Here is a 16,764-nt window from a genome sequence, read left to right as displayed (position 1 = left end):
AATAATTATGTCCAAACAAAAACCATTTGTGATTGCCTCTGAATCCATTCCAACGACTAATAAAACGGTGGAATGGCAACAGCAGAATAGCGCTTCGTTTGCATTTACGTTGAGCAATTCAGCTAAGAATAGCCAACAAAAAATTGTTACGATTGTTGAAAACATGCAGCAAGCAGAGAGCTTATTACAAGATTTGGCTTTCTTTGGACATACAGCTACGATCTTCCCTGATACAGAAACATTGCCATATGATAGCTTTTCGCCACAACTGAATATCATTTCAGAGCGCTTAGCGACATTGGCAAGATTGCGCCAAGGTGCGATCAATACGTTGATCGTAACAATTCCCACTTTAATGCAACATTTAGCGCCATTACAATTCTTGGATGGTCATGTTTTAGTATTAAAGCCAGGCGATATTGTGGATCGTGATCAATGGCGATTGGGTTTAGAGGCTTCAGGTTACCAAAATGTGAAGCAAGTGATGGAGCCAGGTGAATTTGCGATTCGTGGCGCGATCATTGATCTATTCCCGATGGGGATTTCAACACCGATTCGGGTGGATCTGTTTGATGATGAAGTGGAAAGTATTCGCACGTTTGATCCTGAAACTCAGCGCACTGTGGAAACAATTCCTGAATTATCCATTTTGCCTGCGCGTGAATTTGATACAAGCCCGAAAGCATTGGAGCTGTTTCAGAAGAAATTTAAAAATAGCTTTGAAGTGGATACAACGAAATGCAATCTCTATAAAGAGATTGTGAATGGCAACTTGCCTGCGGGCGTTGAAAACTATTTGCCACTATTTTTTGATGATACGGCAACGCTCTTCGATTATTTGGGTGAAGAGACAACCTTCATCACTTATCCCAATTTATATAAAAGTGCGGAAAGCTTTCAAAAGCTTATTGATACAAGATACGAGCGCTATCGCCATGATATCGAGCGCCCATTATTATCGCCTGCAAGGTTATACATCAACTTTAATGGTTTAGAGAAAATCTTAGCGAATAAACCAAAGATTACTTTGAGCTTTTCAGGCGATGCGCCTGTGGTTCGCCAGATTAATCAAGTGGAAGCTTGGCTCAAGGATAATGAAAAAAGTGCGTTGATTCTCACAACAGAAACAACAGGGCGCAGGGAAATTTTATTAGAGCGCTTAAAGGAATTATCATTATCGCCCGCTGTGCGCGATAAATTTTCGGATATCACAAAAGCACCTGAGCCTTTCACATTGTTAACAGGTGCATTGAGTAATAGCTTCAGCTATCAGAATCAATTTGCATTAGTCACAGAGAATAGTCTGCTTGGTATCCCAATGCAGACGATGCGCAAGAAACAGCAGAAAACTGTGGATGTTAAATCCATGCTCACAAGCATTGATCACTTAAAAGAAGGTGATCCGATTGTGCATTTGAAACATGGTGTTGGGCGCTATGTGGGCTTGGATAGCATTGATGATAATGAACTGTTAGTGATTGAATATAAAGGTAATTCGAAGTTGTATATTCCAATCATGGATCTGAATGATTTGTCTCTATATACAGGTGGATCAAAAGAGAGCGCGCCTTGGCATCGATTGGGTTCGGATCAATGGGAAAAAATCTGTAAAAAAGCCTCTGAAAAAATTCATGATACAGCGGCTGAATTATTGGATATCTATTCACGCCGTGAACTGCAAGAAGCACGCGGTATGAAATTGTTGGATGAATATGATCAATTTGCAGCAAGCTTTCCATTCCAAACAACGCCAGATCAGCAACGGGCGATTGATGATGTATTAAAAGATTTAACCGTTGGCAAAATGGATCGCATCATTTGTGGTGATGTGGGCTTTGGTAAAACTGAAGTTGCGATGCGTGGCGCTTTTATGGCTGTGATGAATGGTTATCAAGTGGCTTTGCTTGCACCGACAACATTGTTGGCAGAGCAACACGTTCAAGATTTTATGGATCGCTTTGCTGATTGGCCTGTAAAAATTGCAGGTTTGTCACGCTTTAGATCATCGAAAGAAACTAAAGAAACATTAGAATTATTGGCAGAAGGGCGCGTTGATATTGTCATCGGTACACACAAGCTGTTATCGAAAGATGTGAAGTTTAAAAACTTGGGATTAGTGATCATCGATGAAGAGCATCGTTTTGGTGTGAAGCACAAAGAGCAATTAAAATCACTCCGCACAGAAGTGAATTTGCTGACAATGACAGCAACGCCGATTCCACGGACATTGAACATGGGTTTGTCAGGTTTGCGTGAATTATCCATCATCGCAACACCGCCGATGGAAAGAATCGCTGTGAAAACATTCGTCAATGAATGGAATGAAGAGCTGATGATTGAAGCCATGAATCGTGAGTTAAAACGTGGCGGACAAATGTATGTATTGCACAATGAAGTGGAAACCATTGGATTAATGCAAGATACGTTAGAGCGCTTGATGCCAGAAATCAAAGTGGGCATCGCGCATGGGCAGATGAAAGAAGCAGAACTTGAGAAAGTAATGTTGGATTTCTACCATCATCGTATTCAAGTATTGCTCTGTACGACGATCGTGGAATCGGGGATCGATGTACCGAATGCCAATACAATGATCATCAATAGAGCGGATAAATTAGGCTTAGCGCAGTTACATCAGTTGCGTGGGCGAGTTGGTCGATCACATCATCGTGCTTATTGTTATTTGATTGTGCCACCTGAAAAACAGATGACGAAAGATGCTGTTAAACGTATTGAAGCATTAACAGAAACGGAAATTTTGGGTGCTGGCTTTATGATTGCCAACCATGACTTAGAAATTCGTGGTGCAGGTGAATTATTGGGCGATTCACAAAGTGGGCAGATCACAGAAATGGGCTTCTCACTCTATATGGAATTATTAACGCGTGCAGTAGAAGCTATTAAACGTGGTGAAATATTGGATGTGAATCAGCCATTCAAGCAAGGCATGGAAGTTTCGATTGGTGTACCTGCGTTGATTCCCGAAGATTACATTGGTGATATTCCAACGCGTTTATCATTGTATAAACGCATCGCAAGTGCAGAAAGCTTGGATGATTTGAATAATATTCACATCGAAATGATTGATCGCTTTGGCTTGTTGTCAGATCAAACGAAGCGCTTATTCAAAATCGCAGAGATTAAATTAAAAGCAGCGCCACTGAATTTAGAGAAAATTGAAGCAACTGCTGATGGTGTTCGCATTATCTTTGGCTCTAAACCACACATCAATTTAAGAGCAATGATCGATTTGATTCAGCAGAAACCCAATTTCTATCAACTCCAAGGGCAAGAAGTCTTGCGCTATAAATTGCCGATGGAAAATGAAGAAGTACGCATCAATAGCATTTTGAAATTGATTGAGGAATTAAAACCTGTTTAGGCTTTAATTCCTAGTTTAAGTTATTCAAAAGTAACGATACCATCCTCAATTGTTTCAGGATTGAGAAAATTGATCTCTTGTACTGTGAAAAAGCGTGGTTGGATGATTGTATCTTCGCCTTTTTTGATAGCTTGATAGCCGACACACTTTTTATAGTCACAGCCTTCTAAATAAATAGAATCATTACCAATGCGGATATGGTTTGGCATTGTGAGATATGCGCCTGAAAGCATAATCTTCTCTTTTTCCTTGGCATGATATTCGCCCAATTTACTTGCCACAAATTCCATTAACAAAATGAATAATATAAATATTATGAATAAATACGTAATGCCTAAAATGATGAAAGAGATATCATGCAATACAGCTTTTTCTTTCTTTTCTAAAAAGAATTTACGAGGCAAAATTTTACTAAAATAATGTAATCCATTATGAAAATGCTTAGTAAATACAAAAGGAATAAAGAAAGCATATAACAATATAATTAATACTTGAGTGCTCACAGCAAGCCCTGGCAAGCTGAATACAAAAGGGCTCAATAATGTAAATGTTGCAATGAATACAGGCCATGAAAATTCTTGAGCTGATACTTTTTCAATGCTGTGGCGAAACATGAAAACACCGCCCACAATGAAGCCAATCGCAAAGAATAATAATGTGATGAGCAGAATCACTAAAGTTTTATTCTGCACAACATCGAGCCACAAAGAAGATTCTAGCGGAATGAATGGCAAATGAAATGTATCAAAATATGCCATTTTATAAGTATAAATAGCGATATTAAATAGAAATAATCCCGCGGCTGGAATGATCAAAACTGAAACAGCTTTGAGCGCATTCATGATGTCTGAATGGATTTTTTGTGGGTTATTTAAGTAATCACTCATGATGTTGAGCCTTATATTATTGTGATAACTAATCTGAATGGATAATTATTATAGGTAAATTATGGGAAATAGCACGTTCCCGAATCATTACTGAGAATATCATTTTAGAAAGGAAAAAAATATTGTTCCTTGTGGTAGAATACGGCGAGAAATTATCTGTAATTTAGGAGATCCAGCAATGGCTAAAATTTTAGACGCAGTGAAACCAGGTGTTTTATTTGGTGATGATGTACAGAAAGTATTTNGGTTATTTAAGTAATCACTCATGATGTTGAGCCTTATATTATTGTGATAACTAATCTGAATGGATAATTATTATAGGTAAATTATGGGAAATAGCACGTTCCCGAATCATTACTGAGAATATCATTTTAGAAAGGAAAAAAATATTGTTCCTTGTGGTAGAATACGGCGAGAAATTATCTGTAATTTAGGAGATCCAGCAATGGCTAAAATTTTAGACGCAGTGAAACCAGGTGTTTTATTTGGTGATGATGTACAGAAAGTATTTGAAATCGCAAAAGCAGAAGGTTTTGCATTACCAGCAGTGAATGTTGTGAACACAGAATCAGTAAACGGTGTTTTAGAAGCAGCTGCAAAAGCAAAATCACCAGTGATTATTCAGTTCTCTAATGGTGGTGGTCAGTTTTTCGTTGGTAAAGGTTTAAAATTAGAAGGTCAGCAAGCTGCTATTTTGGGCACAATCGCAGGCGCTAAATATGTTCATGCTGTTGCTGAAACTTATGGTGTTCCAGTAATTCTACATACGGATCACGCAGCTAAAAAATTATTGCCATGGATCGATGGTTTGTTGGATGCTGGTGAGCAATTCTTTAAAGAAACAGGTAAGCCATTATTCTCATCTCACATGATTGATTTATCTGAAGAATCATTAGAAGAAAACATCGAAATTTCAGGTAAATACCTAGAGCGTATGGCTAAAATGGGTATGACATTGGAAATCGAATTGGGTTGTACTGGCGGTGAAGAAGATGGCGTGGATAACACAGACATCGATAACTCATTGCTATACACACAACCTGCTGACGTTGCATATGCTTATGAAAAATTAGTAGCAATCAGTCCACGCATTACAATCGCAGCTTCATTCGGTAATGTTCATGGCGTTTATAAGCCAGGTAACGTACGTTTGACGCCAGTAATTTTGGATAACTCACAGAAATACGTTTCTGAGAAATTCAACTTACCAGCTAAGCATTTAGATTTCGTATTCCACGGTGGTTCAGGTTCTGATTTACAAGATATCCGTGATGCAATCTCTTACGGTGTAATCAAAATGAACATTGATACTGATACACAATGGGCAACTTGGGAAGGTGTATTAGGCTACTACAACGAACATAAAGATTACTTACAAGGTCAATTGGGTAATCCTGAAGGCGAAGAAAAGCCAAACAAGAAATATTATGATCCACGTGCATGGTTGCGTGCAGGTCAAGTATCTTTAGTGAACCGCGTATTAGAAGCATTCGAAGATTTGAATGCTATGAACCGCAACTAATTTTAACTTGAATATCTAAAAACCGCACTGGGTGCGGTTTTTTGCATTTAAATAATATAAAGGTAACTTTATGAGTAATACAACGATATGGATTCACGGTTTCCATGCTGTGGAAGCAGCTTTTGATGAAGGCTCTGTTGTACAAATTTGGTTGAATGACCAGCGTTTGGATAAGCGCGCACAAGCATTTTTGGCAAAATTAAAAGACCAAAAAGTGCCTGTGAATATGGTTAACCAAAAAATGTTGGAATCTAAAACAGGTGAAGAAGCGCGTCATCAAGGCATTGCAGCAGAAGTACGAGTAATGGGTGCTAAGAATGAGAACTTCTTATTTGAATTGTTGGAAGAACAATCATCACCACTATTATTGATTTTGGATGGCGTGACTGATCCGCATAATGTGGGTGCATGCTTACGTAGTGCAGAAGCATTTGGCGTGCATGCAGTGATTGCACCTAGAGATCGCGCATGTGGTTTAACACCAGTTGTGCGTAAAATCTCAAGCGGTAGTTCTGAGCGTGTGCCATTCATCGAAGTGACAAACTTAGCACGTACCATTGATGATCTAAAAGAGCGCGGTGTTTGGTTAGCGGGCTTAGCGGGTGAAGCAACTGAAACTATTTACGAAGCTAACTTAACGGGCGCAATGGCAATCATTATGGGTTCAGAAGGCGAAGGCATGCGCCGTTTGACGAAAGAAGCTTGTGATTTCTTGTTGAAGATTCCAATGGAAGGCAGAATCGAGAGCTTGAACGTTTCTGTGGCAACGGGCGTTGTGTTATCAGAAAGCCATCGTCAGCGTTTTCATAAACGTAAGTAATATAAATATCATTAAATTGATTGTGTGACAAAATAAAACCGCCATCAGGCGGTTTTATTTTAAATGATTTGGATTAACTGTAGATTAGTCTGGAACAGTTCTTTGATATGCTTCTGCTTTCTTGCGAGATTCCACTTCAGATTGCATACGATCTGTGTGCGGTCTGAAAGCAATTGCACCAATAAAGCCTGTGAAGAATAACAAAAAGCCCAATGGACCAATCATCGTTACAAAGTACATGCCAACATCCTGATTACCCCAGAAAATCAGCGGAAATCCCACTAAAACACCAATCGCAGTTAGTACGATGCCGAGATAAAAAATAACAGTATTAAATTTAAGCATGATGACCTCGCCGTTTCTTAATTCCTATCATTATAACATAAGTTAATAGCCGAGGTTTAAGTCCACAAGATTATTCGGTAACTTGCCTTCCCGAACAAGTTTAAAGTTTTCAGCAACTTGTTGGCTAGCTGTGATGGGGTTTGTCATCGCTGCAATGTGCGGTGTGATTTCAATTGAGGATTCATTCCAGAAAGGATGATCAGTTGGTAGTGGCTCAGTTTGGAATACGTCTAAAAGTGCACCGCTTAAATGCTTAGATTGGATTACTGCTAATAAATCTTGCTCATTCACATGACCACCGCGTGCAGGATTAATTAAATAAGCGCCTTCTGGTAATAATGCGAAAGTATCTTTGTTTAAAATGTGTCGTGTATCTTCTGTTAATGGCAATAGGCAAACGAGAATATTGCACTGCTTTAAAAATTCAGGGAGTTGATCTTTTCCATGATAATAAGAGATATCGCTATCTGGTTTGGATGCGCTATTTTTCCAACCAATCACATTGAAGCCATAATCTTTCAGTGCATTCGCAACATAAGCACCTAATTCACCTAAGCCTAAAACACCTACAGTTAAATCTTCTTTAAAAGGACGGCGTTTCATCTTCCAAAGGTTTTCTGCTTGATATTGGTTGTAATATTGAATATTACGATAAGCTTTCAATGCGCCATATAACGCATATTCAGCCATTTGCTCGCGCATATCATGATCAATGATGCGAGCGATCATTGCGTCTTTGGGAATGCTTGGGCATTCAACTAAGTGATCAATGCCCATACCTGTGGATTGTACAAATTTTAAATTTGGGAGTTTTTTAAATTGAGCATCATCTGGTTTCCAAGCTAAGACCGTGGTAATCTCAGATAAATCTCCAGGATTATCCATTGTTCTCAAATCAAACGTTGGATCAATTGCATGTAAGTTTTTGATCCATTGGTCAAAATTTGGTAGTACATTACTCAAACATAAAATAGCCATATCAAACTCCTGAAATTAAAAATGGGATTGTTATTGTTATTAATATTATAATGTCCGAGTATATACAAAAATGCATAAACTATAAGATAAATCATGTTGCGCACTAATATTACTTTTTTTATAACAGTTTTTAAAAATTTTCGTTAGAATATAAGTAGTTTTGCGATTTTAAAGCTCGCTCCAATCTTTTAGGACGAATTCAGACTGAGTACTCGGAACAAATTATGATAAGAAAAAATATACTAGCAATTGCATTATTGGGCGTTTTTGGGTTATCTCACGCAGCAGATGTTGAGAACTTAAGAACCCTTTCATATCTGAACGAGCCACTACGCTTGCAAGCCGATGTTGTTGGCGAAGGTGAAATTATTCTGGCTGCGCCAACGGAATATTTGCGACTCAATCATCCTATTCCAAGCTATGATTTATCCGTTAATATTGTTGAACAAAACGGACAAAAACAAGTTGTATTAACAACTACAGAAGAGATCGAATCTCCCGCGCTAACATTATTGTTAGAAAGCCGTGATAAAGATAATCGTAGACAATTATTCGAATTACCGATTATTTTAGATTTCAAACCAGAACCAACTGCTGAACCTGTGGTTGCAGAAGCAACGGATTCTGAAATTGTGATTGATGGCGTTGCAGTGGATGCACCAGTTGCAACAACAGCAACAGATAAAGTCGCTTTGGCTGAAGTGCCAACTGTTGCGAAAGAAGAAACAAAGGTGAAACCGAAAGTTGCTGAAAAACCAGTTGCAGTCGCAGTGAAGGCAGAGCCTGAAAAAGCAAAGGCAAAAACTGAAGTTGCTAAAGTAGAAAAAGAAGAAGCTAAAGCGCCTGCAAAAGCACCAACTAAAGCGTTGCCAAAAGCTAGCAACACTAATCCAGACTTATTGAAACGTTATCCTGTAGAAAAAGGGGAAACGTTGTGGAGCATTGCGAATAAAGTTCGCCCTGCAAATGTAACGCCACAGAAAATGATTGAAATCATCAAAGCAAATAACCCTTCTGCATTTACAGCAGGCGGTGTTTTACGCGCAGATGTTACATTGTTGATCCCAACAGAAACGCCGAAGGTTAAACATAATTTTGTTGCTTCGGCAGATACAAATGAAAAATCAGATGTTCGCATTGGGTATATTTATGAATTACCAGAACCACCTGTGCAACAAGTTGCTGAGCCTGCTAAAGTAGTAGAGCCAGAAGTTGCTATTGTTGAAAATAATGAAGAAGTGACTGTAAAGGTTGTTCGCCCAGTGGATAATGGAACTACTACTGTGGTCATGAATACTGATTTATTACAGGATTTAACACCAGAAAATGCTCAAATGGCAGAAGAGCTACTGGCAGAAAGCCAAAAAAGAGAACAAGCAGATGCTAGCGTAGTTGCTACAGTAGTAGAAGTGGCAAAACCAGTTGAAACTGTTGCGCCTGCAACGGAACCAGTAGTAGAAACTGTAAAAACAGAACCAGTAAAAGTTGTCGAGCCTGCGAAAGAAGAAGCAGTTAAGCCTGTAGAACCGCCAAAGAAACGTCCTGTTTACATTATGCCTGAGCCAGAACCAGAGCCAGGTATTGTTGAATTAATTTTCGAAAATATTGTTTATATTGGTGCGGGTGCACTTGTATTAATTTTAGGTTTATTAGCAGTTGTAATGCGCCGCCGTAAAGGTGATGGGCCAAAGCAGCCGAAAGAGAAAAAAGCGAAAGTTGCAAAGGTAGCTAAAGCAACTGCAGATGTTGCTGAGTATTCTGAAGAAGTTGAACAAACAGAAAAGCCAAAGAAAAAAGGCTTAAGTTTATTTGGTAAGAAGAAAGATGCATCAGCAGAAACGTCAGCGCCGAAGGCAAAGAAAGAGAAAAAAGAAAAAGCATCTAAAGGCCTATTTGGTTTAGGTAAGAAAAAAGCAGAGGCTGTACCTGTAGAAGATGATGTTGTTGAAGTACAGGCTGTGCCAGTAGCGCAGCCAGCTGAAGTGAAAGCAGTAGCAAAACCACAAGTGGCACCAGTTGCAGCTGCTATTGCAACCGCGGCGGTTGCTACAGCTGTAGCAGAAACAAAAGATGAAACAACGATTGAGAGCTTAGATTTTGATCTATCTTTCACTGATGATGTAGTACCAGCTGTTACAGCTGTTGTTGAAGAAAAAGAAGAAGCAGGTTTAGACTTTGATTTATCATCTTTAGACTTAGGTACTGTAACGGTTGAAGCAGAAGCACCTAAAGTTGAAGAAGCGATGGATGCTTTAGATTTTGATCTATCATCATTGGATTTAGGTACAACAGTTGTTGAAGCAGAAGTTCCTAAGGCAGAAGAATCAACAGGTGGACTAGATTTTGACTTATCATCATTGGATCTTGGCACAACATCTCTTGAAGTAGACGAGCCTAAAGTTGAAAAATCAATGGACGGTTTAGACTTTGACTTATCTTCATTGGATTTAGGATCAACACCTGCACCAGGAGAAGAAACTAAAGCTGAAGAATATGGCGGTTTAGATTTTGATCTTTCTGCATTTTCAACACCAGCAGTAGAAGCTTCTACACCGAAAGAAGAATCTTTTGATATGGGTGCGACTTTAGATTTTGATTTGGGTGATTTCAAAGTTGAAGAAACGCCTGTTGTTGAAGCTGTGGTTGAAGAAGCGACTGAGGTACCAACGGCATCAGTTGTGGTAGAAGATAGTTTTGGTGAAAACAATCCATTGTTTGCACCACAAACAGGCACAGTGAATGCTATTGAAGCAATTGCAGATGAAGAAACATCTGATTCGAGCGAGCCTGAAGAATATATCAGCTTCCCTGATTTATTGGAAAATGCTGAAGATACTCTAGTGAAAGATGATATTGAAGCTGAAAAACCTTTAGATTTTGGTAATTTCTTAGAGGATGAAGAAGCTGGTTTAGCAAACTTGATGGAAGTTTCTAAACAATCTGAAGCAGAACCTAAATTAGACTTAGCTTTTGTTGCAGATGCCGATGAAGATGCTGCAAGCCTTGCGTTCTTAGATTCATTAGATACGACAAATGAAGTTATGTTGGATGATCCAATTAATAGTTCTGTGAAAGATAATGTTGCGCAATCTATGGAAGAAATTGATGTTNAGATGAAGAAACATCTGATTCGAGCGAGCCTGAAGAATATATCAGCTTCCCTGATTTATTGGAAAATGCTGAAGATACTCTAGTGAAAGATGATATTGAAGCTGAAAAACCTTTAGATTTTGGTAATTTCTTAGAGGATGAAGAAGCTGGTTTAGCAAACTTGATGGAAGTTTCTAAACAATCTGAAGCAGAACCTAAATTAGACTTAGCTTTTGTTGCAGATGCCGATGAAGATGCTGCAAGCCTTGCGTTCTTAGATTCATTAGATACGACAAATGAAGTTATGTTGGATGATCCAATTAATAGTTCTGTGAAAGATAATGTTGCGCAATCTATGGAAGAAATTGATGTTCCTGAACCAATAGCAATTGATTTAGATACATTAGCTTTACCTATATTGGATGCAGGTGTTGTAGAAGAAGTACAGGTTGAAGAACCTATCGTGGCAGAAATTGAAATACCAGAAATTACTTTGGTAGAACCAGTGATTGAAGCACCTGTCGTAGAAGAAGTTACAATTCCTGAAATTACAATTGCTGAGCCAGTTATCGAAGAAGTTGTTATGCCTGAACCAATCATTGAACTAGTGGCACATCCTACGGTTATGGTTGAAGCATTGGATACAGCGCATGATGCTGACTTTGAATCTGAACAAGTGAAATTGGAATTGGCTGTTGCTTATATGGATTTTGATAAGAGTTTAGCAAAACCATTATTGGATGAAGTTGTGAAAGATGGTAGTCCTAGTCAAATAGCAAGAGCACAAGCATTATTAGCGCAAATAAATTAATAATGACTTAATGTGATAAAGCCTAGATAATTATCTAGGCTTTTTTATTGGGAGAAAGATGTGAATCAGGTTGTGCAAAAGCGAGCAATGTTTTTAAGATCATTGCGAGAATATTTCTGGGCTGAACAAGTGATGGAAGTGGATACGCCAATTATGAGCCAATTTGGCAATAGCGATCCTGCGTTATTAAATTTTACAAGCAAGTTTAATGGCCCAGGGAAGCTGTTCAATGCCACAACTTATTTGATCACATCGCCCGAATATCATATGAAACGCTTATTGGCACAGGATGCTGGCTCTATTTATTTTTTGGGCAAAGTATTTCGTGATGGAGAACTCAGCCGAAAACATACGCCAGAATTCACAATGCTAGAATGGTATCGTGTGGATTATGATTTATTTGATCTCATTAAAGAAGTCATCCACATTGTGCGTTTAATGGCACAGCAAGATTTAGCTGTGAAAGAATATAGCTATCTGAATTTATTTATGGAAAAGCTCAGCATTAATCCCTTTTTTGCAACGGAAGGTGAATTGAAGCATTTATTAGCTCAGTACAATATAGATCTAGCATTTGAACCCAAAACAAAAGATGAATATTTGGATCTGATCATGAGCCATATTTTGGAGCCAAGCTTTGATCCTGACGTGATTACAGTGTTGCATAGCTATCCTGTATCACAAGCTTCATTGGCAAAGATTGCTAAAGATTGTGCTGGTCATTCGATTGGCAAACGTTTTGAAATTTATTGGAAAGGTTTAGAGCTTGCTAATGGTTATGAGGAGCTGACTGATCCTATTGAACAGCGGGCAAGGTTTGAGAAAGAAAATATTCTGCGCCAAGAATATGGTTTAGCACCTGTAGAAATTGATGAACTGTTTTTACAAGAAATGGCACAGATGCCAACATTAGTCAGCGGTGTTGCAATGGGAATTGATCGCCTATTGATGGCAGTTGAAAATGCGCATAATATTAATGATGTCATTTTATTTGCTTTTGAAGAGAGTTAAATAAAATCCACCAATATCAGCAGGGAGAGAATGGAATGAATATAGTGATTACGGGCGTATCATCAGGTTTTGGGTATGAAATGGCAAAGGTTTTTGCACGAGCTGGTCATACAGTGATTGGCATTGCACGCAGACAAGATCGTTTAGAAGCAATTCGTACAGAATTGGGTGAGCGTTTTCATGGGTTTGAATTGGATGTTTCCAATCGTGCTAATGCAGAGATTGTTGTGAAAGAGATCATGGCACAGTTTGGGCGTGTGGATATCTTGGTGAACAACGCAGGTTTAGCATTAGGTTTGGAAGGTGCGCATGAAGCTAATTTTGACGATTGGCAGACAATGGTGCAAACGAATGTTTTAGGCTTAATCTCATTAACACAGCTATTTTTGCCATATATGGCAGAAAGAAATGAAGGTTATGTGATTAATATGGGCTCGATTGCAGGTAACTGGCCTTATCCTGGTGGCAATGTTTATGGCGCAACAAAAGCATTTGTGAAACAGTTCAGTTTAAATTTACGTGCAGATTTATTTGGTAAAAATATTCGAGTGACGAATGTTGAACCAGGTTTATGTGGTGAAACAGAATTTTCTAATGTTCGCTTTAAAGGGGATGATGATAAAGCCGCAGCTTTATATCAAAACGCACATCCTGTGACAGGTAAAGACATTGCCGATATTGTGTTTTGGCTAGCGAATCAACCAAAACATATTAATATTAATAGCATCGAAGTGATGCCAACGAGCCAAACATTTGGTGGCTTGAAAGTTCATTACGCTGAGTAATAAAGATAATGTTTTGAAATAAATAAAGCCATCTTCCCATAAAGAAGATGGCTTAAAGTTTTTTGAGCCTAGATAATTTAGTCAATCACGTGGAAGCGAATGCGCTTCGCTAGATGTGTGAAAATTGTATAAGGAATCGTATTCGCCCAAGTTGCCACATGCTCGATTGGTAATTGCTCACCAAATAGAATCACATCATGCTGCCATTTTGATTCAGGTACATTACTTAAATCCACCATAAACATATCCATCGCAACACGACCAACCAATGGTGCTTTATAACCATCAATCAATACATACGCATCTTTGACTTCTCTTGGATAACCATCTGCGTAACCGCAGGCTACAACACCAATTGGCATATCATTTTTTGCTGTAAATGTTGCACCATAGCCAACATGATCACCAGATTTGAGGTGATTGATATGAATGATCTTAGAACGTAATTCTAAAATTGGTTTCAAGCCAATGTCTGAGCCTGTTTTACCATCAAAAGGTGATGCGCCATATAGAGATAATCCTGCACGTACGATAGATTGAGCAGGTTTATCATCATAGAAAATGTGAGCAGAGTTAGAAATTGTTGCTTGGATCGTAGGATCCAACTTTGCCATGATAGATAGTTGTTTCTCAGTTTCAGGTGATAGCTTTTCATCTGCTGAAGATAAATGCGTCATCAGTTGGATGCTTTTCACATTCGCTGATTCAGATAATAAGCGATGATAATGTGCCAATTGTTCAGCTTGAATGCCTAAGCGATTCATTCCGCTATTCACTTTGATGAATACATTGATTGGGTTTTGTAATTTAGCTTCTAGTAAACCATTTAGTTGATGTTCATTGCCAATTGCTGGCCAAAAATTGAATTCATCACATAAGTTATATTCATAATGCTCGAATACGCCTTCGAGTAAAATGATAGGAATGTTTGGGCTAACTTCACGAATAGCTTGTGCTTCTTCGATGGCTGCGACTGCAAAATAATCTGCGTGGTTCTCAATAATTGGGGCAACGAGTTCCACTCGATGACCATATGCATTTGCCTTTAAAACTGTACACAAGTTGCTTTGTGGCGCTTGTTGTTTTAAAAAGGCGACATTGTGTTGTAATGCACTTTTAGAGAGATAAGCTTTTAAGGGACGCATATAAACCTCAGTTGGCTGTTTGGGTAATATAAAGAGCGCAATGATTATGCTTGGAAAGAATGCAGCATGCAAACGAATAAGTGGAAATTATAAAATAGCCACTATAATAAAGGAGTAAGTTCTCAATAGAACAGTTGATTAAGGAATGAAGCGATGATGGATTTTGCAAAGTTGGTTGTAACAGGTGCGGATGCGCGTAATTTTTTGCATGGGCAATTGACAGCGGATATGGATCATTTAGATTATTTGTATGATCATCCTGAAAACTCAGGCTTGGGCGGTTTATGTAATATCAAAGGCCGATTGGAAGCGGTGTTTTGGATTCAGAAGATCGAGAATGGTTTTGATCTCTATTTGCCAAAATGCATCAGCGAAAGTATTGCAACATTATTGAAGCGTTTTGTGTTTCGTTCAAAGGTGACGATTGAAATTGTGGATGCAAATGATGAATTTGCAACAGTTGTGCCGCAAGATTTTAATATTCCTTGGATCATCGAAGCAACACAAGGTAAATATGTGCCGCAAATGGTGAGCTTGGATGTATTAAAAGGTGTTCACCCTCGTAAAGGTTGTTACATCGGGCAAGAAATTGTGACGCGTTTACGTGATTTAGGTAAGAATAAAAAGCGTTTGGGCAAAATTTCTTTAGGGCAAAATAGCAATATTAATATTGGTGACACAATTCACACGGATAATGATGTTGTGGCAGGTGAAATTGTTCTAGTACAAGAAAATGAAGCTTTGGCGGTTTTAGTTTTGGCTGAATTGCATCAAACGCTTAAGCTTTCTGATAATATAGAGTTATTGAACGTCTGGAAAGACGATAACGAATAAAATCAATTTTAAGAGGCAGATTGAATGAGTAAGAATATCGGTATTTTAACAGCTGGTGGTGATTGTCAGGGATTGAATGCTGCATTGAGAGCAGTAACGTTGGCCGCGCTTAATGAAGGCTGGAAAGTTACTGGTATTCATGATGGCTTCTTAGGCTTGGCTGAAGGTTGTGTGATGCCTTTGGATAAGGCAGCAGTTAGCCCAATTATTGGTTTGGGCGGTACAATTTTAGGTACAGGTCGCGGTGGCGGTCGTGCAAAAGGTACAGAAGAAGCTGTCGATAACTGTGTACGTAGTTTTGAAGCATTGGGTTTAGATGCGCTAGTATGTTTAGGTGGTGATGGAACGCAACGTTTTTCTTATGAGTTGTCTAAGAAAGGCATTCCAGTTGTGACATTGCCTAAGACGATTGATAACGATATTGCTCAAACGGATATCACATTTGGTTACGATACTGCTGTTCAGGTTTCTGTGATGGCTCTGGATCGTTTACGTACAACAGCAGATTCTCATCATCGTTTAATGATTTTGGAAGTGATGGGGCGTGATGCTGGTTGGTTAGCAGCAGGTGCTGCATTGGCTGGTGGTGCGGATATTTGTTTAGTGCCAGAAATTCCTTATTCAACAACTGCAATTGTGAAATCATTGAAAGCACAAATTTTTGAGCATAAGGCTGCTTTATTAGTTGTAGCGGAAGGGGCGATTTCTCAAGAAGATGCATTGTTAGGTTTAAAACCTAAGAAACATGCTGCTGCTATGAAGTTAGTGGATCAAATTCCTGAGTTAACAGGGATTGAAGCACGTTTAACAACATTGGGCTATGTGAGCCGTGGCGGCACGCCAACGGCTAATGATCGTATTTTCGCAACACAATGCGGTAGTAAAGCCATTGAGTTCTTAAAGAAAAATATCACTGGCGTGATGGTTGCGAGTCAAGGCGGTGATTTAGTTGCTGTACCATTAGAGAAAGTTGCGGGTAAGCCTCGTCTATTACCAAAAGATCATTTATTAGTAGAGACATTAAAAGCAACAGGCGTTTGCATGGGGGTTTAATCCTCTTATATATGTTAGCCATATTATATGTATATAAAAGCCTTCGTTTACGAAGGCTTTTTCTTTAATAGAAGTATTGTTAGTGCAAATACTGCATGAATTGA

General features: G+C 38.7%; 12 protein-coding genes. 8 read left to right on the top strand and 4 right to left on the bottom strand.

Annotated elements, in window-relative coordinates:
• Nucleotides 1-7 precede the first annotated feature (7 nt).
• Complete coding sequence (gene mfd, locus BZK16_RS07100) at nucleotides 8-3,379, top strand: transcription-repair coupling factor (protein WP_077928208.1); 3,372 nt, start codon at nucleotides 8-10, stop codon at nucleotides 3,377-3,379.
• Nucleotides 3,380-3,399: 20 nt separating this feature from the next.
• Here mfd and BZK16_RS07095 read toward each other — a convergent pair whose 3' ends face one another.
• Nucleotides 3,400-4,266 carry a hypothetical protein gene (locus BZK16_RS07095; protein ID WP_077928207.1) on the bottom strand — a complete coding sequence of 289 codons (867 nt, stop codon included), beginning with the start codon at nucleotides 4,264-4,266 and terminating at the stop codon, nucleotides 3,400-3,402.
• 445 nt (nucleotides 4,267-4,711) lie between these two features.
• Between BZK16_RS07095 and fbaA the strand changes: the two genes are divergently transcribed.
• Both fbaA and rlmB read left to right on the top strand, forming a co-directional pair.
• A complete protein-coding gene (gene fbaA / locus BZK16_RS07090) occupies nucleotides 4,712-5,788 on the top strand; it encodes a class II fructose-bisphosphate aldolase (protein WP_077928206.1) in 1,077 nt (358 codons plus the stop codon).
• A gap of 70 nt (nucleotides 5,789-5,858) precedes the next feature.
• A complete protein-coding gene (gene rlmB, locus BZK16_RS07085; RefSeq protein ID WP_077928205.1) occupies nucleotides 5,859-6,608 on the top strand; it encodes a 23S rRNA (guanosine(2251)-2'-O)-methyltransferase RlmB in 750 nt (249 codons plus the stop codon).
• An 84-nt stretch (nucleotides 6,609-6,692) separates the two neighbouring features.
• On the opposite strand, the gene BZK16_RS07080 is transcribed toward rlmB, so the two are convergent.
• Nucleotides 6,693-6,953, bottom strand: a complete 261-nt coding sequence (locus tag BZK16_RS07080) for a hypothetical protein (RefSeq protein WP_077926498.1) — start codon at nucleotides 6,951-6,953, stop codon at nucleotides 6,693-6,695.
• A gap of 42 nt (nucleotides 6,954-6,995) precedes the next feature.
• Entirely contained in the window at nucleotides 6,996-7,931 is a 936-nt protein-coding gene (locus BZK16_RS07075; protein ID WP_077928204.1) for a 2-hydroxyacid dehydrogenase, read from the bottom strand.
• A 3,193-nt stretch (nucleotides 7,932-11,124) separates the two neighbouring features.
• Between BZK16_RS07075 and BZK16_RS07065 the strand changes: the two genes are divergently transcribed.
• From BZK16_RS07065 to BZK16_RS07055, 3 genes are read left to right on the top strand one after another with little or no spacing between them, the layout of a single operon-like run.
• Nucleotides 11,125-11,832, top strand: coding sequence for a FimV/HubP family polar landmark protein (locus BZK16_RS07065; protein ID WP_077928202.1), 708 nt, complete (start codon nucleotides 11,125-11,127; stop codon nucleotides 11,830-11,832).
• A 60-nt stretch (nucleotides 11,833-11,892) separates the two neighbouring features.
• On the top strand, nucleotides 11,893-12,843 hold the full coding sequence (epmA, locus tag BZK16_RS07060; protein ID WP_077928201.1) for an EF-P lysine aminoacylase EpmA: 951 nt from the start codon (nucleotides 11,893-11,895) through the stop codon (nucleotides 12,841-12,843).
• A gap of 35 nt (nucleotides 12,844-12,878) precedes the next feature.
• Entirely contained in the window at nucleotides 12,879-13,628 is a 750-nt protein-coding gene (locus BZK16_RS07055; RefSeq protein ID WP_077928200.1) for an SDR family NAD(P)-dependent oxidoreductase, read from the top strand.
• Nucleotides 13,629-13,705: 77 nt separating this feature from the next.
• Here BZK16_RS07055 and alr read toward each other — a convergent pair whose 3' ends face one another.
• Nucleotides 13,706-14,773, bottom strand: a complete 1,068-nt coding sequence (gene alr / locus BZK16_RS07050) for an alanine racemase (RefSeq protein ID WP_077928199.1) — start codon at nucleotides 14,771-14,773, stop codon at nucleotides 13,706-13,708.
• Nucleotides 14,774-14,926: 153 nt separating this feature from the next.
• On the opposite strand from alr, the gene ygfZ reads away from it, so the two are divergent.
• The gene (ygfZ, locus tag BZK16_RS07045) at nucleotides 14,927-15,607 is read left to right on the top strand and encodes a CAF17-like 4Fe-4S cluster assembly/insertion protein YgfZ (RefSeq protein ID WP_077928198.1); all 681 of its coding nucleotides are present in this window, start codon (nucleotides 14,927-14,929) and stop codon (nucleotides 15,605-15,607) included.
• 24 nt (nucleotides 15,608-15,631) lie between these two features.
• Complete coding sequence (locus tag BZK16_RS07040; RefSeq protein ID WP_077928197.1) at nucleotides 15,632-16,660, top strand: 6-phosphofructokinase; 1,029 nt, start codon at nucleotides 15,632-15,634, stop codon at nucleotides 16,658-16,660.
• The last annotated feature ends 104 nt before the right edge of the window (nucleotides 16,661-16,764 follow it).

The organism is Wohlfahrtiimonas populi (assembly GCF_002006795.1).
GTDB classification, from domain to species: Bacteria; Pseudomonadota; Gammaproteobacteria; order Cardiobacteriales; family Wohlfahrtiimonadaceae; genus Wohlfahrtiimonas; species Wohlfahrtiimonas populi.
The sequence above is the reverse complement of the archived record's forward strand: the minus strand, read 5'-3'. Positions and strand labels throughout refer to the sequence as shown.

Coding starts and splice junctions, on each gene's coding strand:
- mfd (WP_077928208.1), top strand. CDS start 8: ATGTCCAAACAAAAACCATTTGTGATTGCCTCTGAATCCATTCCAACG.
- BZK16_RS07095 (WP_077928207.1), bottom strand. CDS start 4,266: ATGAGTGATTACTTAAATAACCCACAAAAAATCCATTCAGACATCATG.
- fbaA (WP_077928206.1), top strand. CDS start 4,712: ATGGCTAAAATTTTAGACGCAGTGAAACCAGGTGTTTTATTTGGTGAT.
- rlmB (WP_077928205.1), top strand. CDS start 5,859: ATGAGTAATACAACGATATGGATTCACGGTTTCCATGCTGTGGAAGCA.
- BZK16_RS07080 (WP_077926498.1), bottom strand. CDS start 6,953: ATGCTTAAATTTAATACTGTTATTTTTTATCTCGGCATCGTACTAACT.
- BZK16_RS07075 (WP_077928204.1), bottom strand. CDS start 7,931: ATGGCTATTTTATGTTTGAGTAATGTACTACCAAATTTTGACCAATGG.
- BZK16_RS07055 (WP_077928200.1), top strand. CDS start 12,879: ATGAATATAGTGATTACGGGCGTATCATCAGGTTTTGGGTATGAAATG.
- alr (WP_077928199.1), bottom strand. CDS start 14,773: ATGCGTCCCTTAAAAGCTTATCTCTCTAAAAGTGCATTACAACACAAT.
- ygfZ (WP_077928198.1), top strand. CDS start 14,927: ATGATGGATTTTGCAAAGTTGGTTGTAACAGGTGCGGATGCGCGTAAT.
- BZK16_RS07040 (WP_077928197.1), top strand. CDS start 15,632: ATGAGTAAGAATATCGGTATTTTAACAGCTGGTGGTGATTGTCAGGGA.